Raw genomic sequence first — 19872 nt, forward strand, 5'->3', positions numbered from 1 at the left:
GGACGTACGTGCTGGAGACCAGCACCGACGTCGTAGGAGAGGGAGTCCGCCGCATGGGTTCGACCATCTGCCCGACCCGCAGCAGCCGCGCCGACCTGGACTGGACGGTGCTGCACGCGGGCAAGACCGCCCCTATTCGGGCGGCGGGCGGACCGGATCGTCGTCTATCCTCCGATTCGGGTGAGACCGGTCTCGGTCTCGCGAGAACGTTCGAGGAGGTGGGTCCGGTCACTGGGACCGACGCAGGGACCGAAAACGGCCAGGCGGAGCAGCCCGAGGGCCAGGGCGGCACGGGCGCGGAGACGGCCGCGGAGCGCAGCGCGCGCTTCGAGCGGGACGCGCTGGAGTTCCTCGACCAGATGTACTCGGCCGCGCTGCGCATGACGCGCAACCCGGCCGACGCCGAGGACCTGGTGCAGGAGACGTACGCCAAGGCGTACGCGTCCTTCCACCAGTTCCGTGAGGGCACCAACCTCAAGGCGTGGCTGTACCGGATCCTCACCAACACCTTCATCAACTCGTACCGCAAGAAGCAGCGCGAACCTCAGCGCTCCGCGGCCGAGGAGATCGAGGACTGGCAGCTCGCCCGCGCCGAGTCGCACATGTCGACGGGCTTGCGCTCCGCGGAGTCGCAGGCGCTCGACCACCTGCCCGACTCGGACGTGAAGCAGGCGCTCCAGGCGATCCCCGAGGAGTTCCGCATCGCCGTCTATCTCGCGGACGTCGAGGGGTTTGCCTACAAGGAGATCGCCGACATCATGGGGACACCCATCGGAACGGTGATGTCCCGGCTGCACCGGGGCCGCCGTCAGCTGCGCGGCATGCTGGAGGACTACGCCCGTGACCGCGGGATGGTCCCGGCCGGTGCCGGAGAGTCGAACGAAGCGAAAGGCTCGGGGTCATGAGCTGCGGAGAGCCGCACGAGACGGATTGCAGCGAAATCCTCGATCATCTCTACGAGTTCCTCGACCGTGAGATGCCGGACTCGGACTGCGTGAAGTTCGAGCACCACTTCGAGGAGTGCTCGCCCTGCCTCGAGAAGTACGGGCTCGAGCAGGCCGTGAAGAAGCTCGTCAAGCGCTGCTGCGGGCACGACGACGTGCCGGGCGACCTGCGGGACAAGGTCATGGGGCGGATCGAGCTGATCCGCTCCGGCCAGGCCGTCCCCGACCAGGACGTCACGGCCTCGCCCGCCACGCCCCAGGAGTCCTGACACTCCTGCGCTTTTCAACTACCCCCCTCTGAACGGGTAGTCGCCCTCGAACGCGTCACTCAAACGTGCTAATCCGCGGGTTATCGGCCCGTGAACCCCCCTGCCGCCGCCCTAGGCTCCGGGCCTGACGGACCTGGCCGGGGAGGGGCTCATGGAAGCGGTACCGGCACGGGCACGGGTCTACATCGCCTGTGCCGCCCTGGCCGCGCTGCTCTGCCTGCTGCCGCCGCCGGGCGTACGCACGCCCTGGTGGGCGGTCGCGCTGCTCGCCGCGCTGTACGCCGGCTGCGAGCGCGTCGCCCGGTCCCGGTTCGTCGGGATCTCCCACCCGGCCGGGACCTTCTACCCCGTGCTGCTCGCCGGCGCCTTCCTGCTGCCGGCGCCCGCCGCGGCGCTGGTGGCCGTGCCCGGAGCGCTGCTCTCGCAGGTCGCCCGGCGGCCCGTGGCGCTGCGGCGCATCTGGCGGGCCGCCCAGCTCGTCCTCGGCGTGTGGGCCGCCGCCACGGTGCACCGGCTACTCGGCGGGCCGGACGCGGTGGCCGCGGCCGACGTCCCGTACGCACTCGGTCCGGCGGGAGCGGCCGTGCTGGCGTTCTGCCTGGTGCTCGCGCTGCTCGACGGCGGCATCCTGGCCGTGGCCGAACGGGTGCCGGTACGGCGGGCCTGGCGGGGCTTGGTGGCCCGCTCGCTCGCGCCGATCGCCGTGCACGGCCTCGCCGGGCTGATGATGGCGGTCCTGTGGCACAGCCCCTACGGGCCCGTCTCCGCGCTGCTCGTCCTGCTGCCCATGTGTGTCTCGTGGTGGGCGTTCGCGCAGTACCACCGGGAACGCGCCGCGCATCAGGCGACCATCCGGGCGCTGGTGCAGGCCGTCGACATCAAGGACGGGTACACGCGCGGGCACAGCGAGCGCGTCGGACAGGCATCCATGATGATCGCCCGTGAGCTGGGCATGGCCGACGAACGCGTGGAGGTGCTCCGCTTCGCCGGGATCCTGCACGACGTGGGCAAGCTGGGCGTGCCCACCCGGCTGCTCAGGAAGAACGGGCCGCTGACGCCCGAGGAGCGGCGCGTCATCGAGCTGCACCCCGAGTACGGGCACGAGATGGTGCGCGGCATCGGCTTCCTCGGGGAGGCCCGCGCCGCCGTGCTGCACCACCACGAGCGGCTGGACGGCAGCGGCTACCCGTACGGGCTGGTGGGCCGTCAGATCCCGGAGTCCGCACGGGTCGTGGCCGTCGCGGACGCCTTCGACGCCATGACCTCCACCCGCAGCTACAGCAGGGCCCGGCCCGTCGCCGTGGCCCTGGCGGAGCTGGAGCGGTGCGCGGGCAGCCACTTCGACCCGGTGATGGTCGCAGCTCTCGTCGAAGCCGTCGGGCGGACGGGGTGGCACCCCGCGGTGACCGCCGACGACGAGGAGACCCGCCCGGCCCGGGTGCCCCCGCCCGGCGCACCCCTGTCCAGCCGCCCGGGAGCACACCGATGAGCGCCTACCGGCCGCCACCGCTCCTCACCCTCGTCCACGCCTGCGCCGCCCTGCTCGCCGCCGGTTCCCTCGCCCTCACCCTCTACGACGGCCTTGAGGAACGCCGGGTCGCACTCGCCTTCGGCGTCCTCGTCACCGTCGGCGAGCTCACCCGGCGCAACGGCGCGCGGATCCGGGAGCCCGCCCCGCTCGGTGCCGCCGCGGCCCTGTCCTACGCCCTGCTCGGCGAGGCCGGCGGACGGGCCACCCACCACGGCCCCGCCCAGGTCGTCGCCGTGGTGCTGGCCGCCTCGCTGCTCGGCAGCGTCCCGCACGTCGCGCGCGGGCAGGGGCCCACCCTCGACCACCTGGCGCGCCGCGTGCTCACCGTCGGGTTCGTCGCCGTGTGCTTCCAGCCCCCGTACAACCGGGGCATGTTCGACGACTGGGGCGGTCCGGCCTACGCCCTGCTGCTGCTCGCGCTGCTGTCCCTGACCGCGCTGTGCGACGCGGTGCTCGCCGCCGCCCTGGCCCACACCCGCACCGGCTGGCCCTTCTGCCCGGTGCTGCGGGACGAGCTGCGGGCCGTGTGCGGCATCGGGTCCGCCGTCATCGCCACCGGGGCGGTGATGGCGCTGGCGGTCGCCGTGGTGGGGCTGTGGGCGCTGCCGGTCTTCTCCGTGCCGCTGCTGCTCGCCCAGATGTCGTTCCGCCGCTATGCCGCCGTCCGGGCGACCTACCGGCAGACCATCGCCTCCCTCGCCCGGGCCACGGAGGTCGCCGGCTACACCCCCTGCGGGCACGCGCGGCGGGTCGCAGCGGTCAGCCAGGCGGTGGGGCGTGACCTGGGGCTGACCGAGCCGGAGCTCGCGGTGCTGGAGTACGCGGCGCTCATGCACGACATCGGCCAGCTGAGTCTCGTCGACCCGGTGCCGGCGGGCGCCACCGCCGGGCTGCCCGTCGCGGAGCAGCGGCGGATCGCCCTGCTCGGCGGGGCCGTCGTCCGGCAGACGGGCGTCGACGAGGCGGTGGCCGTCGTCGTGGAGCGGCAGGCCGACCCCTACACCGAGCAGCCGCTTGCCGCGCGAATCGTCCGGGCCGTGAACGCGTACGAGGAGAAGTCCCGGGAAGGAGGGCCCGGCGGGCCGCTGACGGCGCTGGAGGAACTCCGGCTCGCCACCTCCGGGACGTACGCCCCGGAGGTGGTGGAATCACTGGCCCGCGTCCTGGCAAGGAGCAGTCTGACCCTGCCCTTGGCTGGGTAACCCATGGGTAATGAGCGCCCTTGAGGCCGTACGTGGTTGGATGCGAAGGAGAAGGTGTCCGGGGGCTCGAAACACAGCTACGGCCAGCCCACCGCACGGAACTGGCAGGCGGGAATCGTGAGGATCTTCGGCAAGGGACGGCACCGGCCCTCCGCCTCCTGGCGGCAGGCCACAGACCGGGCGTTCACCCTCATCGGCGACGGCCGTTACGAGGACGCGGGCGCCCTGCTGACACGTGCCGCCGATCTGGAGCCCTGGCTTTCCGAGTCCTGGTTCAACCTCGCGCTGCTGCACAAGTTCCGGCACGACTGGGAGCAGGCGCGGGCGGCCGGACTGCGGGCCGTGGCGCTGCTCGACCGGGACACCGGCGCGCCCGACTGGTGGAACGTCGGCATCGCCGCGACCGCGCTCCAGGACTGGCCGCTGGCCCGGCGCGCCTGGCAGGCCTACGGGCTGCGGGTGCCGGGGGCGGCCAACGACTCCGGCGAGCCCCTCGGCATGGACCTCGGCAGCGCGGCCGTACGGCTGTCCCCGGAGGGGGAGGCCGAGGTCGTGTGGGGACGGCGGCTGGATCCCGCGCGGATCGAGGTGCTGTCCATCCCGCTGCCGTCGTCCGGGCGCCGCTGGGGCGAGGTCGTGCTGCACGACGGGGTGCCGCACGGGGAGCGGACGACCGCCGCCGGGCACACGTACCCGGTGTTCGACGAGATCGAGCTGTGGGCGCCGTCGCCCGTGCCGACCTGGGTGGTGCTGCTGGAGGCGGCGACCGAGGCGGACCGGGACGCGCTGGAGCAGCTGGCGGCCGACGCCGGGTTCGCCGCGGAGGACTGGTCCTCCTCGGTGCGGCTGCTGTGCCGGATGTGCTCGGAGTCGCGGATGCCGTCGGACGAGGGCGACGGGGAGCATCTCGATCCGCACGATCACAGCGAGCCGGGGCATCCAGGGCCGCTGGGGCACCGGACGGACGGGCAGCTGTGGGTGCCGGAGCGGGAGTGCGGCTTGGCTGCGCCGGCTTCGCTGGTCCGGGGGTTGCTGGACGGGTGGGTCGCGGACAGTCCGGATTCCCGGGACTGGCGGGATCTCGAAGAGGTCTGTTAGCGCCGTTGTCGGGTGCAGCGCCGTCGTGGTTGTTCGCGCAGTTCCCCGCGCCCCTGACGGGGCGCCTTCCCCGTACCCTGTATCAGCATCCCGGGTTGGATTTGTTCAGGAAGGCGTACGGACGTCATGGCTCAGCAGGACACCGATCAGCAGCACGCGGGCGTGCTCCCCGTCGATGACGAGGGGTATGTGATCGACACGGAGGGCTGCGAGGAGCGCGAGGCGGCCTGGCGGGAGAAGGGGACCTCGCGGCCGATCACGGTCGTCGGGAACCCGGTGCTGCACAAGGAGTGCAAGGACGTCACCGACTTCGGCGAGGAGTTCCAGCAGCTCGTCGCGGACATGTTCGCCAGCCAGCGCACCGCCGAGGGCGTGGGCCTGGCCGCCAACCAGATCGGCGTCGACGCGAAGGTCTTCGTCTACGACTGCCCGGATGACGAGGGCGCCCGCCACACCGGTGTCGTCTGCAACCCCAAGCTCGTGGAACTGCCCGCCGACAAGCGCCGCCTGGACGACAGCAACGAGGGCTGCCTGTCGGTGCCCACCGCGTACGCGCCGCTCGCCCGGCCCGACTACGCCGAGGTGACCGGGCAGGACGAGAAGGGCAACCCGATCAAGGTGCGCGGCACCGGGTACTTCGCTCGGTGTTTGCAGCACGAGACCGACCACCTCTACGGGTACCTGTACATCGACCGGCTCTCCAAGCGTGAGCGCAAGGACGCGCTGCGGCAGATGGCCGAGAACGAGCCTCGCTACCCCGTGGTGGCCAACGACTGAGACCTCAGCTGCCTCCATCGCACGGCGTCTGTTCGGGTTCACCACCCTGAACAGGCGCCGTTCCGTTGTGTCGTTCGCCTGTCCGTCGCACGTTCGATCGCTTCTGCTCGCCTGGCGATCCATCGATAGTCACACAACGGGAGGTTCCCGGCACTGTGGGGGAGCGAATGAAGCAAATGCGTTCCCAGAACGGTCAGTTGTAGTGCTGAATGGGATGAGCGGGGTATGCAACGGCGCACGCCCGGCACGAAGGGAGGGGCGCCCGCGCCAACTGGCGTCTGAGAGGGGTTAGTTCGTGCATGCTTTGTCACACGGCACCACAACGGCACCGGCCGCGATCGCAGTTCCACCGTCGCTCTTTCTCCCGGTGATCGAGGCGGAGTTTCCCCGGCGACTCCACCCGTATTGGCCGAAGTGCCAGGAGGAGACCCGGGCCTGGCTGCTCGAAAAGCGGCTCATGCCGGCGGACAAGGTGGAGGAATATGCCGACGGCCTTTGCTACACCGACCTCATGGCCGGGTACTACCTCGGCGCCTCCGACGAGGTCATGCAGGCGATAGCCGACTACAGCGCGTGGTTCTTCCTCTGGGACGACCGCCACGACCGCGACATCGTGCACGGCCGTCCGGTCGCCTGGCGGCTGCTGCGGGACCGGCTGCACGCGGCCCTCGACTCCCCCGGGGAGCACCTGCACCACAAGGACCCACTGGTCGCCGGGTTCGCGGACAGCGTGCTGCGGCTGTACGCGTTCCTGCCCCAGACGTGGAACCTCCGGTTCGCCCGGCACTTCCACGCGGTGATCGACGCGTACGACCAGGAGTTCCGCAATCGCACCGAGGGAATCGTCCCGACGGTCGAGGAATACCTCCGGCTGCGCCGGCTCACCTTCGCGCACTGGATCTGGACGGACCTCCTGGAACCGACCGCCGGATGTGAACTTCCCGATGCCGTGAGAAAACATCCGGCATATCGGCGGGCGGCACTGCTGAGCCAGGAATTCGCCGCCTGGTACAACGATCTGTGCTCGCTCCCGAAAGAGATAGCCGGCGACGAGGTGCACAATCTCGGAATCAGTCTCATCACCCATGAGGGGATGACTCTGGAACAGGCGGTCGTGGAAATACGGCGCCGTGTCGATGAATGCATCACCGATTTCCTCAAGGGTGAACGGGATGCATTGCGCTTCGCCGAAGATCTCGCCGACGGCTCCGTGCGGGGAAAGGAACTGAGCGCCGCCGTGCGGGCCTGCCTGAGCAATATGCGGAACTGGTTCAGTTCCGTGTACTGGTTCCACCACGAGTCCGGCCGTTACATGGTCGACAGCTGGGACGACCGGTCCACGCCCCCGTACGTCAACAACGAAGCGGCAGGTGAGAAATGACCATCGAGTCTGTGAAGCCCGAAACCCCGCCGGCCGTGGAACCCCGGGAGCCGCCCCGGGCGGGGGGTGGCGTCCCCGTCCTCGGGCACGGCTGGAAGCTGGCGCGCGACCCGCTGGCGTTCATGGCGCGGCTGCGCGACCACGGCGACGTCGTGCGGCTGAAGATCGGGCCGAAGACGGTGTACGCGGTCACCACCCCGGCCCTGACCGGCGCCCTGGCGCTGAGCAACGACTTCATCATCGCCGGGCCCCTGTGGGAATCCCTGGAGGGCCTGCTCGGCAAGGAGGGCGTGGCCACGGCGAACGGCCCGCGCCACCGGCGCCAGCGGCGCACCATCCAGCCCGCCTTCCGGCTCGACGCCATCCCCGCCTACGGCCCGATCATGGAGGAGGAAGCGCACGCGCTGACCGAGCGCTGGAAGCCCGGCGAGACGATCGACTGCACCTCGGAGTCCTTCCGGGTGGCCGTGCGCATCGCGGCCCGCTGCCTGCTGCGCGGCGCCTACATGGACGAGCGGGCGGAACGGCTGTGCGTCGCCCTCGCCACCGTCTTCCGGGGGATGTACCGGCGGATGGTGGTCCCGCTCGGACCGCTCTACAACCTGCCGCTCCCCGCCAACCGTGAATTCAACCGGGCATTGGCCGATTTGCATCTCCTCGTCGACGAGATCGTCGCCGAGCGCCGGGCATCCGGTCAAAAGCCGGACGATTTGCTGACGGCATTGCTGGAGGCGACGGACGAGAATGGAGACCCGATCGGGGAACAGGAGATCCACGATCAGGTCGTCGCGATCCTCACCCCCGGCAGCGAGACGATCGCCTCCACGATCATGTGGCTGTTGCATATGCTCGCGGAGCACCCCGAACACGGCGACCGGGTACGCGACGAAGTGCAAGCGGTCACCGGTGGGAGGCCGGTGGCATTCGCAGACGTCCGAGGACTCAGGCACACCAATAATGTCGTCGTCGAGTCCATGCGTTTGAGCCCCGCCGTCTGGATTCTGACGCGCCGGGCGGTGCGGGACACGGAACTCGGTGGATACCGTATTCCATCCGGGGCGGACATCATCTACAGCCCGTACGCGATCCAGCGCGACCCGAAGTCGTACGAGCGGAACCTGGAGTTCGACCCCGACCGCTGGCTTCCGGACCGGGTCAAGGACGTCCCGAAGCACGCCATGAGCCCGTTCAGCGTGGGCAACCGCAAGTGCCCGAGCGATCACTTCTCGATGGCCCAGCTGACGCTGGTCACGGCGGCCCTGGCCACCAGGTACCGATTCGAGCAGGTCCCCGGCTCCAAGGACGCCACCCGTGTCGGCATCACGCTCCGGCCGCACGACCTGCGGGTGCGGCCGGTGCCGAGGTGACGGAGGGGGCTTCAGGCCGCTTCGGGGCCTCTGAACGTCCGCCGATAGGAGTTCGGCGTGGTCCCGATCGCCCGGACGAAGTGGTGGCGCAGCGTGGCCGCGTTGCCGAACCCCGTTCGACCGGCGATCGCGTCCATCGTCTCGTCCGTCGCCTCCAGCAGCCGCTGGGCCAGCAGCACGCGCTGGCGCAGGATCCAGCGGTAGGGAGTGGTCCCGGTCTCCTGCTGGAAGCGGCGGGCGAAGGTGCGCGGGGACATGTGGGCGTGGGCGGCGAGCTGCTCGACGGTGACCTCCTCGTCGAGATGGCGTTCCATCCACGCCAGCACGTCGCCGATCGTGTCGCCCTCGGGGTGGGGGAGCGGGCGCTCGATGTACTGGGCCTGGCCGCCGTCGCGGTGCGGCGGTACCACCATCCGCCGGGCGATCTTGTTGGCGACCTCGGAGCCCTGCTCCTTGCGCACCAGGTGCAGGCAGGCGTCGATGCCGGCGGCCGTGCCGGCGGAGGTGATCACCGGGTCCTCGTCGACGTAGAGCACGTCCGGTTCGACGATCACGTGCGGGTACTGCCGGGCGAGGTCCTTGGCGTGCTTCCAGTGCGTGGCGCAGCGGCGGCCGTCCAGCAGCCCGGCCGCGGCCAGCACGAAGACACCGGAGCACACGCTCAGCACCCGGGCGCCGCGGTCGACCGCACGGCGCAGGGAGTCCAGCAGCTCCGGGGGGAAATCCCGGTACGCGTAGGTGTGGCCGGCCGGCACCGCGATCAGGTCGGCCGTCTCCAGACGCTCCAGGCCGTGCTCGGCCTGGAGCGAGAAGCCCGAATTCATGCGCAGCACGGGGCCCTCGGCCGAGGCGACGGCGAAGTCGTAGACCGGCAGGCCCTCGTCGCTCCGGTCGGTGCCGAAGACCTCGCACACCACACCCAGTTCGAAGGGGTTCACGCCGTCGAGCAAGGCGACGGCCACGTTCTGCAGCATGGATCCAGTGTGCCTCGCCCTTGGCAGTAATTCGAGGGTCTCCGGCAGTCCTGCCACTGACGGTAAGGAGTCATCGGCGCGACAGTGGTGTCCATGAACACGAACCAGATCGAAGCACTCATCGGAATGACCGCCACCTTCGGGATCCTGGTCCTCCTGATCCTCCCGTCCGTGATCGGCCTGGTGCGCGAGCGGCGCATCGACCGTCAGATCCGGGAGGCCCAGGAGGCCCGGGAAGGCGTACCGGCTCAGAAGTCCTCGTCCAGGTCGACGGTGCCCTCCACCGCCACCTGGTACGCGGAGGGCCGCCGCTCGAAGAAGTTGGTCAGCTCCTGAACGCCCTGCAGCTCCATGAAGGAGAAGGGGTTCTCGGAGCCGTAGACCGGAGCGAAGCCGAGGCGGGTGAGCCGCTGGTCGGCGACGCACTCCAGGTACTGCCGCATCGACTCGGTGTTCATGCCCGGCAGGCCGTCACCGCACAGGTCGCGCGCGAACTGCAGCTCGGCCTCGACGGCCTCCCGGAGCATGTCCGTCACCTCCTGCTGGAGCCGGTCGTCGAACAGCTCCGGCTCCTCCTTGCGGACGGTGTCGACCACCTCGAAGGCGAAGGACATGTGCATCGTCTCGTCGCGGAACACCCAGTTGGTGCCGGTGGCCAGGCCGTGCAGCAGGCCCCGGCTGCGGAACCAGTAGACGTACGCGAAGGCGCCGTAGAAGAACAGGCCCTCGATGCACGCGGCGAAGCAGATCAGGTTGAGCAGGAAGCGGCGGCGGTCGGCCTGGGTCTCCAGCCGGTCCAGCTTGTCCACCGAGTCCATCCACTTGAAGCAGAACGAGGCCTTCTCGCGGATGGACGGGATGTTCTCCACGGCCGCGAAGGCCGCCGCGCGGTCCTCCGGGTCGGGCAGATAGGTGTCGAGCAGCGTCAGATAGAACTGGACGTGCACGGCCTCCTCGAAGAGCTGACGGCTCAGGTAGAGCCGCGCCTCTGGGGAGTTGATGTGCTTGTACAGCGTCAGCACGAGGTTGTTGGCGACGATCGAGTCGCCCGTGGCGAAGAACGCGACCAGCCGGCCGATCAGGTGCTGCTCCGCCGGTGACAGCTTGGCGAGGTCGGCGACGTCCGAGTGGAGGTCGACCTCCTCCACGGTCCAGGTGTTCTTGATGGCGTCCCGGTAGCGCTCGTAGAAGTCCGGGTAGCGCATGGGGCGGAGAGTCAGTTCGAAGCCGGGGTCGAGAAGGTTCTGGGTGCTCATTACTGGCAGGCCTCGCAGGACTCGGGGTTTTCCAGGGAGCAGGCGACCGCTTCGGGATCGGGGGTGGCCTGCACGGGGACGGTGGCCCGGGCGGCGCGGGCGATGCGGGTCGCCGGGCGCGAGCGCAGGTAGTACGTGGTCTTCAGCCCGGACTTCCAGGCGTAGGCGTACATCGAGGAGAGCTTGCCGATGGTCGGCGTCTCCAGGAACAGGTTCAGGGACTGGGACTGGTCCAGGAACGGGGTCCTGGCCGCAGCCATGTCGATCAGGCCGCGCTGCGGGATCTCCCACGCCGTGCGGTAGAGGGCGCGCACGTCCTCGGGGATCCAGGCGAAGTCCTGCACCGAGCCGCTGGCCTCGCGCAGGGCCTCCCGGGTGCGGGCGTCCCACACGCCGAGCCGCTTCAGCTCGTCCACCAGGTAGGAGTTGACCTGGAGGAACTCACCCGACAGCGTCTCGCGCTTGAACAGGTTGGACACCTGCGGCTCGATGCACTCGTACACGCCCGCGATGGAGGCGATCGTGGCCGTCGGGGCGATGGCGAGCAGGAGCGAGTTGCGCATGCCGGTCGTGGCGACGCGCTCGCGCAGGGCCGCCCAGCGGTCCGGCCAGGTGAGCTCCGCTTCGTAGTGGTCGGGGTGCAGTACACCCCGGGCCGTACGGGTCTTCTCCCAGGCCGGCAACGGGCCGTTGCGCTCGGCGAGGTCGGCGGAGGCCTCGTACGCGGCGAGCATGATCCGCTCGGCGATCCGGGTGGAGAGGGCCTTGGCCTCCGGCGAGTCGAAGGGCAGACGCAGCTTGAAGAAGACGTCCTGGAGGCCCATCGCGCCGAGGCCGACCGGACGCCAGCGGGCGTTGGAGCGGCCCGCCTGCTCGGTCGGGTAGAAGTTGATGTCCACGACCCGGTCGAGGAAGGTCACGGCCGTGCGGACGGTCTCGTCCAGCCGCTCCCAGTCGAGATCACCGGTCGATGAGTCGACAAAGGAACCCAGGTTGACCGAGCCCAGGTTGCAGACGGCGGTCTCCCCGTCGCTGGTGACCTCCAGGATCTCCGTGCAGAGGTTGGAGGAGTGGACGACGTGGCCCCGCTCAGCCGTCTGGTTGGCGGTGCGGTTGGCGGCGTCCTTGAAGGTCATCCAGCCGTTGCCGGTCTGCGCGAGGGTGCGCATCATGCGGCCGTACAGCTCACGGGCGGGCAGGGTCTTCCGCGCGAGGCCCTTCGCCTCGGCCGCCCGGTACGCGGCGTCGAACTCCTCGCCCCACAGGTCGACCAGCTCGGGCACGTCCGAGGGGGAGAACAGCGACCACTGCGCGTCGGCGTTCACGCGCCGCATGAACTCGTCCGGCACCCAGTGCGCCAGGTTCAGGTTGTGCGTGCGGCGGGCGTCCTCGCCGGTGTTGTCGCGCAGCTCCAGGAACTCCTCGATGTCGGAGTGCCAGGTCTCCAGGTACACCGCGGCGGCGCCCTTGCGCCGGCCGCCCTGGTTCACGGCGGCGACCGAGGCGTCGAGGGTCTTCAGGAACGGGACGATGCCGTTGGAGTGGCCGTTGGTGCCGCGGATCAGGGAACCGCGGGCGCGGATGCGGGAGTACGCGAGTCCGATGCCGCCGGCGTGCTTCGACAGCCGGGCCACCTGGTGGTACCGGTCGTAGATGGAGTCCAGCTCGTCCTTGGGGGAGTCGAGGAGGTAGCAGGACGACATCTGCGGGTGCCGGGTGCCCGAGTTGAAGAGGGTGGGGGAGGAGGGGAGGTAGTCGAGGCGGCTCATGAGCCCGTAGAGCGCGGCGACTTCGTCGACGGAGCGGCGGGTGTCGTCCTCGGCGAGACCGGCGGCGACCCGCAGCATGAAGTGCTGGGGCGTCTCGACGACCTTGCGGGTGATCGGGTGCCGGAGCAGATAGCGGCTGTGCAGGGTGCGCAGGCCGAAGTAGCCGAAGCGGTCATCGGCGCCGGTGTCGACCAGGGCGTCGAGCCGGGCCGCGTGCAGCCGGACGAACTCGGCGGTGCGGTCGGCGATGAGGCCCTCGCGGTGGCCCACCGCCACGGACTCGGTGAAGGACGTGACGCCCTGCGAGGCGGCCTCCTCGCGGATGCCGATGGTCAGCAGCCGGGCGGCCAGCCTGGAGTAGGCGGGGTCCTCGGAGATCAGACCGGCCGCGGCCTCCGTCGCCAGCTCCCGCAACTCGCCCTCGTCCGCCTGCGCGGACCGGCCGCGCAGCGCCGCGGCGGCGACCCGGCCGGGCTCGGCGTCGGGGAGGTCGGCGGTCAGCTCGGTCAGGGTCCGCAACAGCGCGGCGCCTGGGGCGTCGTGCTCTTCTTCGCTGGCTGAGACCGGTTCGGCTGGCGCGATGGTCACGTGGGGCTCTCCCTCGCTCGGCACGGGGGCCTCGTCGAGGGCAGGGGGCAGCACACGAGCGCACGCGGCGTCGCGTCCACCGGCCCATTCCACGAGGCCCGGACGTCGGGGCACCACGGCCGGGTGGCCGGGTGCGCTGTCGGCAGGTCCTCGGACTGACGCCCATGCGCACATATGGGCATGGGTACACCGTTGCGGGACAGTTCCGGATTCGCACCGGATTCCCCTGCGGCGGCAGCGAGCATGAGCATACATCTTGTGTCGGGTCCCGATGACACCCCCAGATGTTGTGTCGCGGTGGTGTCGGAGCGTCAGCTCTACGTGACAGCGGGCCGCCGTGACGCTCGGTCACGGCGGCCCGCTGCGGGGGTGTTCGTGATGGGCCGGGGCCCTGGAATCAGTGCGCGGAACCAGCAGTCGCCGGCGGGAGTTCCACCTGGACCCCGGGGTCGCCCGCGTCCGCCGTGTAGTCCTCCGGCTTGGTCTCGTCGATGCCGTCGGGGGCCTTCAGGGCCTTCAGGACGAAGGTCAGGACCACCGTCACCACCACGTTCAGGACGAACGCCGTGAGGCCGATGTAGCCGATCTCCCCGATGCCCGGGATCTCCTTCGCGGAGCCGCCGAAGTGCTTCTGGGTCGGGGAGGCCACGCCGTACGCGGCGACCGTGCCGTAGACCATGCCGACCGCCCAGCCCGCGAGCAGGGCCCAGCGGTGGAACCAGCGGGTGAACAGGCCGCCGACCAGGGCCGGGAAGGTCTGCAGGATCCAGATGCCGCCCAGCAGCTGGAAGTTGATGGCGACCGTCTTGTCCATGGTGAGGACGAAGGCCAGGGCGCCGACCTTCACCAGCAGCGACACCAGCTTGGAGACCTTGGTCTCCTGCGCGGGAGTCGCGTCCGGCTTGATGAAGTCCTTGTAGATGTTGCGGGTGAAGAGGTTCGCGGCCGCGATGGACATGATGGCCGCGGGCACCAGCGCGCCGATGCCGATCGCCGCGAACGCAACGCCCGCGAACCAGTCCGGGAACATCGTCTCGAACAGCTGCGGGATCGCCAGCTGCCCGTTCTGCACCTTGATGCCGGCCGCGATCGCCATGAACCCGAGCAGCGCCAGCAGACCCAGCATCAGCGAGTACAGCGGCAGGATCGTGGTGTTGCGGCGGATCACCTCACGGCTCTTCGAGGACAGCGTCGCCGTGATCGAGTGCGGGTACATGAAGAGCGCCAGGGCGGAGCCCAACGCCAGCGTGGCGTACGTCCACTGGCCCGGCTCGGCCGGTGTCAGCGCACCGCGCGGCGCGCCCGTCGCCGGGTTGGTCTGGCTGTACGCCTCACTGGCCTTGGCGAAGATGTCGTCGAAGCCGCCCAGCTTGATCGGGATGTAGATGATCGCCACCGCGATGACGATGTAGATCAGCGTGTCCTTCACGAACGCGATGAGGGCGGGGGCCCGCAGACCCGACGAGTACGTGTACGCGGCCAGCACGCCGAACGCGATCAGCAGCGGCAGGTCCTTGATGAACCAGTTGGTGTTCTCGCCGCCGCCGACGCCCATCACGTCCAGCACGGCCTGGATGCCCACCAGTTGGAGCGCGATGTACGGCATGGTCGCGAGGATGCCGGTGAGGGCCACGGCCAGCGACAGACCCTTGGAGCCGAAGCGGCCGCGCACGAAGTCGGAGGTCGTGACGTAGCCGTGCTTGTGGGACACCGACCACAGGCGGGGGAGGAAGGTGAAGATCAGCGGGTACACCAGGATCGTGTACGGCACCGCGAAGAAGCCCGCCGCGCCCGCCGCGTAGATCGCCGCCGGCACGGCGACGAAGGTGTACGCCGTGTACAGGTCACCGCCGAGCAGGAACCAGGTGACCCAGGTGCCGAACGAGCGGCCGCCCAGGCCCCATTCGTCCAGGCTCTGCTCGTTCTCGGCCTTGCGCCAGCGCGCGGCCAGGAAACCCATGACCGTCACGGCCAGGAAGAAGAAGATGAAGACGCCGAGCGCGACGCCGTTCACGCCGTCCTTCACTGCGACGCACCGCCCTTCGCGGCCGAGCGGGCGCGCTGGTCACGCTGCCAGAGCTTGTAGGCGATCATCGTCAGGACGGTGGAGATGAGCACCCACGCCATCTGGTACCAGTAGAAGAACGGGATCCCGATGAAGGCCGGGTCGGTCTTGGCGTACGACCCGACCCACAGCATGGCCACGAACGGCGCTATGAGGCAGATGGCGATGACGACGCGCATGGGCGTCACCACCGGCCCTCTGCTGACTTCCGGTGCTTGCGACATCAGGCGGCTCCGTCCCCTTGGTGATCACCTGTAGTGCGCAGGCAATCTAGGTCAGGGTGCGGCGACAGCGGAACCCCTCGTCCGCAATGCGGTACCCAACCGAAACCGGGCCTCAGCAGCGCCGGAAGCGCCGCGGGGCGTCGCTAGTCGGCAGGCCGCTTCAGCCGTGCCACGAACTTGTAGCGGTCCCCCCGGTAGACCGACCGCACCCACTCCACCGGCTGACCGTCCCGGTCCAGCGAGTGGCGGGAGAGCATCAGCATCGGCAGGCCGACGTCCGTGCCGAGCAGGCCGGCCTCGCGCGGGGTGGCCAGGGACGTCTCGATGGTCTCCTCGGCCTCCGCGAGGTGGACGTCGTAGACCTCGGCCAACGCCGTGTAGAGGGACGTGTACTTCACCAGCGAGCGCCGCAGCGCCGGGAAGCGCTTCGCGCTCAGGTGGGTGGTCTCTATGGCCATCGGCTCGCCGTTGGCCATGCGCAGCCGCTCGATGCGCAGCACGCGCCCGCCGGGCGTGATGTCGAGCAGCCCGGCCAGGCGGTCGTCGGCCGTGATGTAGCCGATGTCCAGCAGCTGCGAGGTGGGTTCGAGGCCCTGGGCGCGCATGTCCTCGGTGTACGAGGTCAGTTGCAGCGCCTGCGAGACCTTGGGCTTGGCGACGAACGTGCCCTTGCCCTGGATGCGTTCCAGCCGGCCCTCGACGACCAGTTCCTGCAGCGCCTGGCGCACGGTGGTGCGCGAGGTGTCGAACTCCGCCGCCAGGGTGCGCTCGGGCGGGACCGGCGTGCCCGGCGCCTGCGTCTCCGTCATGTCGAGCAGGTGCTTCTTCAGGCGGTAGTACTTGGGCACGCGTGCGGTACGGACGGGCACCCCGTTCTCGTTCTCCGCACTGCTGACGTCGGTGCTCATGCTCCGCCTTCCCGGCTCGGTCTGCCGACACGATCCCACTTGTATACCGTCGGCGCCTCTTTTGGTCTAGTCCACCATTCCCTGTGGTCTACCCGCAGTATGCCGTGCCCGCCGGGGTTTTCGCTGGCTTCTTACTTAAAGGTTCCTGCATATGTAGGTCGCATAACGGCTGGTCAGGGCTGTAACGCGACCCTTGACAGGCCTTCTGGTCTGGTCCAAGCTCCCCGTACTGGTCTACACCATTGGTCCAGGCCCGGCCCCCCGTTCACTGCGAGGAGCCAGGGGGGTTGTGGGATCCCTGAGGAGGGTGGCGTGAAGCGCAAGCTGATATCCGCGATCGGTATCGCGGGCATGATGGTCTCCATCGCGGCGTGCGGGGGCGAGGGTGACGGGGGTTCCGACAAGGGCGCGGACGCCAAGGAGCTGACCGTCTGGCTCACCGTCGACGCGCAGAACAACTGGCCGGAGCTGGTGAAGGCCGCCGACGCCGCGGTGAAGAAGAAGCACCCCGGCGTCAAGATCAACCACGAGTACTACGGCTGGCCCGACAAGAACGCCAAGCTCGACGCCGTCCTCGCCACGGACAAGGCCCCCGACGTGGTCGAGATGGGCAACACCGAGATGCTCGGCTACATGGTCAAGGGCGCCTTCGCCCCCCTCGACCAGGCCAAGTTCGACAACGCCGACGCCTGGCTGGACGGCCTCAAGGCCTCGGTCACCTACGAGGACAAGACCTACGGCGTCCCGTACTACGCCGGCGGCCGCGTCGCCAACTGGCGCAAGGACGTCGCGGCGTCGGTCGGGGTGAAGTCGGCACCTAAGACGTACAAGGGGCTGACCGCCGCCCTGGACAAGATCCAGAAGAAGCAGGGCGACAAGTTCAGCGCCTGGTACCAGCCCACCCGCGACTGGTACGCGGCCATGTCCTTCGTCTACGACGCCGGCGGCGCCATCGCCACCGAGTCGGGCGGCCAGTGGAAGGCCTCCCTCTCCTCCCCCGAGTCCCTCAAGGGCCTGAAGGAGTTCAAGAACGTCGTCGACTCGTACATGCACGGCGACAAGACCAAGGACGAGTCCGACCGCTACATCGTCTACGGCCAGGGCAAGTCCTCCATGATCTTCGCCGCCGCCTGGGAGGGCGCCACCGCCGAGGACCCGAAGAACGACAAGACCGGCAAGCTCAAGGGCAACCTCGAGAACTTCGTGATGCCCGGCCCGTCCGGCAAGAACATGCCCGTCTTCCTGGGCGGCTCCGACCTCGCCGTGCCGGTGAAGTCCGACGCCCAGGCACTGGCCGCCGAGTGGATCAACGCGTTCGCAGGCTCCTCCGGCCAGAAGGGGCTGATGGCCAAGGGCAACCTGCCCAACAACAAGACGGACCTCGCCACGCTCAAGAACGACCCGAAGACGGCCGTCCCCGCCACCGCGGCCGAGTCCAACTGGTTCGTCCCGATGGCCCCCGGCTGGGGCCAGGTCGAGAAGGCGCAGATCCTGCAGACCATGTTGCAGAGCATCGGCACCGGCAAGAAGTCCGTCGCGGCCGCCGCCAAGGAGGCGGACGCCGCGATCGACAAGGTCATCAACACCAAGTGACCTTCGGGCGGGGTCCCACCGGTGGGACCCCGCCGCCGTCAAGACCTGAGGGACCGCCGAGGAGCGCGCGATGAGTGCCGCAGACACCCACATCCCTGCCAAAGTGCCGCCGCCGCGGCAGGCACCCCCGCCACCCCCCGAGAACCGACGGCCCCGCGAGCGTCGCACGTCCGGCGGGGCCGCGGTCCCCTGGCTGCTGCTCGCGCCCTGCCTGCTGATCCTCGCCCTGGTCATGGGCTATCCGCTGGCCCGCCTGGTCACCCTGTCCTTCCAGAAGTTCGGGCAGTCCCAGCTGTGGGGCTTCCAGCCGGCCGAGTCGGTCGGCTTCGACAACTTCGCCAAGGTGCTGGGCGACGGCGAGTTCGGGGCCGTCGTCCTGCGCACGATCGTCTTCGCGGCCGGTGCCGTCGTCTTCACGATGGTGATCGGGATGGCCCTCGCCCTGCTGCTCCAGCGGGTCTCCGGCTGGCTGAAGATGCTCATCAACATCGTGCTGGTGGCCAGCTGGGGCATGCCGGTGATCGTGGCGACCACGGTCTTCAAGTGGCTCTTCGACTCCGACTACGGCGTCTTCAACGCGCTGCTCAGCAAGCTGCCCGGCGTCGACATGGTCGGCCACAACTGGTTCGCCAGCGGACCCGAGGGGCTGGCCGTGATCATGCTGCTGGTGATCTGGGGAGCCGTGCCGTTCGTGGTCATCACGCTCAGCGCCGGTCTCACCCAGGTCCCGAAGGAGCTGGAGGAGGCCGCTCGCCTGGACGGCGCCGGCTCCTGGGGTGTCTTCCGTTACGTCACCCTGCCCGTCCTCAAGCCGATCATCGTGATGCTGACGACCCTGTCGGTCATCTGGGACATGGGCGTCTTCCCCCAGGTGTTCGTCATGCGGGGCGGCCACCCCGAGCCGGAGTTCCAGGTCCTCAACACCTACTCCTACGACCGGGCCTTCGTCGTCAACGACTACGCCCAGGGCTCGGCCATCGCGCTGATCACCGTCCTGCTGCTGCTCGGCGTGGTCGCCGTCTACATGCGGCAGATGCTGAAGATCGGAGAGGTCGAATGAGTACGCTCGCCGGAGCCGGCCGCCGGAAGACAACCGGGCGCCGCACGTCGCGGCTCGGCTGGAACCTCCTCGGCCTCCTGGTCTTCGTCACCGCCGGCTTCCCGCTCTACTGGATGCTCAACACGGCGTTCAAGCCCGCCAAGGACGCCATCGACGCGGATCCGAGCCTCCTGCCGACCGGCATCACCCTCGACAACTTCACCCGGGCGCTGGACATCGCCGACTTCTGGGGCCCGGTCGGCCGCAGCATGGTGGTGTCGCTGGCGGTGGTCGTCATCGGCATGGTGGTCGGGCTGCTGGCCGCGCTCGCCATCTCCCGGTTCGCCTTCCGCGGCCGCAAGATCGTGATCGTGGGCATCCTCGCGGTCCAGATGGTCCCGCTGGTCGCCATGATCATTCCGGTGTTCCTGCTGCTCAACGACCTCGGCCAGTACGACCGGCTCACCGGCCTCATCATCACGTACCTGACGTTCATCCTCCCGTTCACCGTGTGGACGCTGCGGGGCTTCATCGTCAACATCCCGAAGGAACTGGAGGAGGCGGCCATGGTCGACGGCTGCTCCCGCACCGGCGCCTTCCTCCGGGTCGTCTTCCCCCTGCTGGCCCCCGGCATGGTCGCCACCTCGGTCTACGCCTTCATCCAGGCCTGGAACGAGTACCTCTACGCCCTGATGCTGCTCAGCCAGAAGAACCAGACCGCGACCGTCTGGCTCGGCAATTTCACCACCAAGCACGGCACCGAATATGCCCCGATGATGGCCGGAGCCACGATGATGGCCGTGCCGATCGTCGCCCTCTTCCTCCTCGTCCAGCGCAAGATGGCCGCGGGCCTGACCGCGGGCGCCGTGAAGGGATGACCTCACCCG

At 69.4% G+C, this 19872-nt stretch carries 18 protein-coding genes and 1 riboswitch; of the genes, 12 read left to right on the forward strand and 6 right to left on the reverse strand.

Annotation, left to right across the window (positions count from 1 at the left end; translation table 11 throughout):
• The first annotated feature begins 218 nt into the window (after positions 1–218).
• The 8 genes from sigR to RFN52_RS26960 all read left to right on the forward strand — a co-directional run bounded on the left by sigR (position 219) and on the right by RFN52_RS26960 (position 8569).
• Positions 219–905, forward strand: a complete 687-nt coding sequence (gene sigR / locus RFN52_RS26925; protein WP_142166727.1) for an RNA polymerase sigma factor SigR — start codon at positions 219–221, stop codon at positions 903–905.
• Positions 902–1213 (forward strand): mycothiol system anti-sigma-R factor, encoded by a 312-nt coding sequence (gene rsrA / locus RFN52_RS26930; RefSeq protein ID WP_059416550.1) that lies wholly within the window; start codon positions 902–904, stop codon positions 1211–1213. Before sigR ends, rsrA begins: the two co-directional genes overlap by 4 nt.
• A 151-nt stretch (positions 1214–1364) precedes the next feature.
• The gene (locus RFN52_RS26935) at positions 1365–2702 is read left to right on the forward strand and encodes an HD-GYP domain-containing protein (protein ID WP_184849807.1); all 1338 of its coding nucleotides are present in this window, start codon (positions 1365–1367) and stop codon (positions 2700–2702) included.
• A complete protein-coding gene (locus RFN52_RS26940; protein ID WP_184849809.1) occupies positions 2699–3946 on the forward strand; it encodes an HD domain-containing protein in 1248 nt (415 codons plus the stop codon). Before RFN52_RS26935 ends, RFN52_RS26940 begins: the two co-directional genes overlap by 4 nt.
• 117 nt (positions 3947–4063) lie before the next feature.
• Positions 4064–5044, forward strand: a complete 981-nt coding sequence (locus RFN52_RS26945) for a tetratricopeptide repeat protein (protein ID WP_033314438.1) — start codon at positions 4064–4066, stop codon at positions 5042–5044.
• 126 nt (positions 5045–5170) lie between these two features.
• Positions 5171–5821, forward strand: coding sequence for a peptide deformylase (gene def / locus RFN52_RS26950; RefSeq protein WP_184849811.1), 651 nt, complete (start codon positions 5171–5173; stop codon positions 5819–5821).
• A gap of 295 nt (positions 5822–6116) precedes the next feature.
• Positions 6117–7202 (forward strand): epi-isozizaene synthase, encoded by a 1086-nt coding sequence (cyc1, locus tag RFN52_RS26955; RefSeq protein WP_184849814.1) that lies wholly within the window; start codon positions 6117–6119, stop codon positions 7200–7202.
• Complete coding sequence (locus tag RFN52_RS26960; RefSeq protein ID WP_184849816.1) at positions 7199–8569, forward strand: bifunctional albaflavenone monooxygenase/terpene synthase; 1371 nt, start codon at positions 7199–7201, stop codon at positions 8567–8569. The genes cyc1 and RFN52_RS26960 overlap by 4 nt, the downstream gene beginning before the upstream one ends.
• Before the next feature lie 11 nt (positions 8570–8580).
• On the opposite strand, the gene RFN52_RS26965 is transcribed toward RFN52_RS26960, so the two are convergent.
• Positions 8581–9543: a GlxA family transcriptional regulator gene (locus RFN52_RS26965; RefSeq protein ID WP_184849818.1), complete on the reverse strand. Its 963-nt coding sequence runs from the start codon at positions 9541–9543 to the stop codon at positions 8581–8583.
• Between the two features lie 93 nt (positions 9544–9636).
• Here RFN52_RS26965 and RFN52_RS26970 point away from each other — a divergent pair, with 93 nt between their 5' ends.
• Complete coding sequence (locus RFN52_RS26970) at positions 9637–9879, forward strand: hypothetical protein (RefSeq protein WP_184849820.1); 243 nt, start codon at positions 9637–9639, stop codon at positions 9877–9879.
• Here RFN52_RS26970 and RFN52_RS26975 read toward each other — a convergent pair.
• The 5 genes from RFN52_RS26975 to RFN52_RS26995 all read right to left on the reverse strand — a co-directional run bounded on the left by RFN52_RS26975 (position 9792) and on the right by RFN52_RS26995 (position 16353).
• Positions 9792–10799: a ribonucleotide-diphosphate reductase subunit beta gene (locus RFN52_RS26975; RefSeq protein WP_184849822.1), complete on the reverse strand. Its 1008-nt coding sequence runs from the start codon at positions 10797–10799 to the stop codon at positions 9792–9794. The two genes, RFN52_RS26970 and RFN52_RS26975, sit on opposite strands and share 88 nt — an antisense overlap.
• The gene (locus tag RFN52_RS26980; RefSeq protein WP_184849824.1) at positions 10799–13156 is read right to left on the reverse strand and encodes a ribonucleoside-diphosphate reductase subunit alpha; all 2358 of its coding nucleotides are present in this window, start codon (positions 13154–13156) and stop codon (positions 10799–10801) included. Before RFN52_RS26980 ends, RFN52_RS26975 begins: the two co-directional genes overlap by 1 nt.
• A 124-nt stretch (positions 13157–13280) precedes the next feature.
• Positions 13281–13417: riboswitch (cobalamin riboswitch) on the reverse strand.
• 136 nt (positions 13418–13553) lie between these two features.
• Positions 13554–15182: a monocarboxylate uptake permease MctP gene (gene mctP, locus RFN52_RS26985; protein ID WP_184849826.1), complete on the reverse strand. Its 1629-nt coding sequence runs from the start codon at positions 15180–15182 to the stop codon at positions 13554–13556.
• Positions 15179–15445 (reverse strand): DUF3311 domain-containing protein, encoded by a 267-nt coding sequence (locus RFN52_RS26990; protein WP_184849828.1) that lies wholly within the window; start codon positions 15443–15445, stop codon positions 15179–15181. Before RFN52_RS26990 ends, mctP begins: the two co-directional genes overlap by 4 nt.
• Before the next feature lie 143 nt (positions 15446–15588).
• Positions 15589–16353, reverse strand: a complete 765-nt coding sequence (locus RFN52_RS26995; protein ID WP_184849830.1) for a GntR family transcriptional regulator — start codon at positions 16351–16353, stop codon at positions 15589–15591.
• 312 nt (positions 16354–16665) lie between these two features.
• Between RFN52_RS26995 and RFN52_RS27000 the strand changes: the two genes are divergently transcribed.
• From RFN52_RS27000 to RFN52_RS27010, 3 genes are all read left to right on the forward strand, one after another.
• Positions 16666–17946 carry an extracellular solute-binding protein gene (locus RFN52_RS27000; RefSeq protein WP_184849832.1) on the forward strand — a complete coding sequence of 427 codons (1281 nt, stop codon included), beginning with the start codon at positions 16666–16668 and terminating at the stop codon, positions 17944–17946.
• Between the two features lie 70 nt (positions 17947–18016).
• Positions 18017–19006 carry a carbohydrate ABC transporter permease gene (locus RFN52_RS27005; protein WP_184849834.1) on the forward strand — a complete coding sequence of 330 codons (990 nt, stop codon included), beginning with the start codon at positions 18017–18019 and terminating at the stop codon, positions 19004–19006.
• Complete coding sequence (locus RFN52_RS27010; protein ID WP_184849836.1) at positions 19003–19863, forward strand: carbohydrate ABC transporter permease; 861 nt, start codon at positions 19003–19005, stop codon at positions 19861–19863. The genes RFN52_RS27005 and RFN52_RS27010 overlap by 4 nt, the downstream gene beginning before the upstream one ends.
• Positions 19864–19872: the final 9 nt, after the last annotated feature.

The sequence above is a fragment of the Streptomyces collinus genome (assembly GCF_031348265.1).
Classification (GTDB): domain Bacteria; phylum Actinomycetota; class Actinomycetes; order Streptomycetales; family Streptomycetaceae; genus Streptomyces; species Streptomyces collinus.

Bases quoted from the DNA above. Each gene is read 5' to 3' on its own strand.
- rsrA (WP_059416550.1), top strand. From the start codon at position 902: ATGAGCTGCGGAGAGCCGCACGAGACGGATTGCAGCGAAATCCTCGAT.
- RFN52_RS26935 (WP_184849807.1), top strand. From the start codon at position 1,365: ATGGAAGCGGTACCGGCACGGGCACGGGTCTACATCGCCTGTGCCGCC.
- RFN52_RS26940 (WP_184849809.1), top strand. From the start codon at position 2,699: ATGAGCGCCTACCGGCCGCCACCGCTCCTCACCCTCGTCCACGCCTGC.
- def (WP_184849811.1), top strand. From the start codon at position 5,171: ATGGCTCAGCAGGACACCGATCAGCAGCACGCGGGCGTGCTCCCCGTC.
- RFN52_RS26960 (WP_184849816.1), top strand. From the start codon at position 7,199: ATGACCATCGAGTCTGTGAAGCCCGAAACCCCGCCGGCCGTGGAACCC.
- RFN52_RS26965 (WP_184849818.1), bottom strand. From the start codon at position 9,543: ATGCTGCAGAACGTGGCCGTCGCCTTGCTCGACGGCGTGAACCCCTTC.
- RFN52_RS26970 (WP_184849820.1), top strand. From the start codon at position 9,637: ATGAACACGAACCAGATCGAAGCACTCATCGGAATGACCGCCACCTTC.
- RFN52_RS26975 (WP_184849822.1), bottom strand. From the start codon at position 10,799: ATGAGCACCCAGAACCTTCTCGACCCCGGCTTCGAACTGACTCTCCGC.
- RFN52_RS26990 (WP_184849828.1), bottom strand. From the start codon at position 15,445: ATGTCGCAAGCACCGGAAGTCAGCAGAGGGCCGGTGGTGACGCCCATG.
- RFN52_RS26995 (WP_184849830.1), bottom strand. From the start codon at position 16,353: ATGAGCACCGACGTCAGCAGTGCGGAGAACGAGAACGGGGTGCCCGTC.
- RFN52_RS27005 (WP_184849834.1), top strand. From the start codon at position 18,017: ATGAGTGCCGCAGACACCCACATCCCTGCCAAAGTGCCGCCGCCGCGG.
- RFN52_RS27010 (WP_184849836.1), top strand. From the start codon at position 19,003: ATGAGTACGCTCGCCGGAGCCGGCCGCCGGAAGACAACCGGGCGCCGC.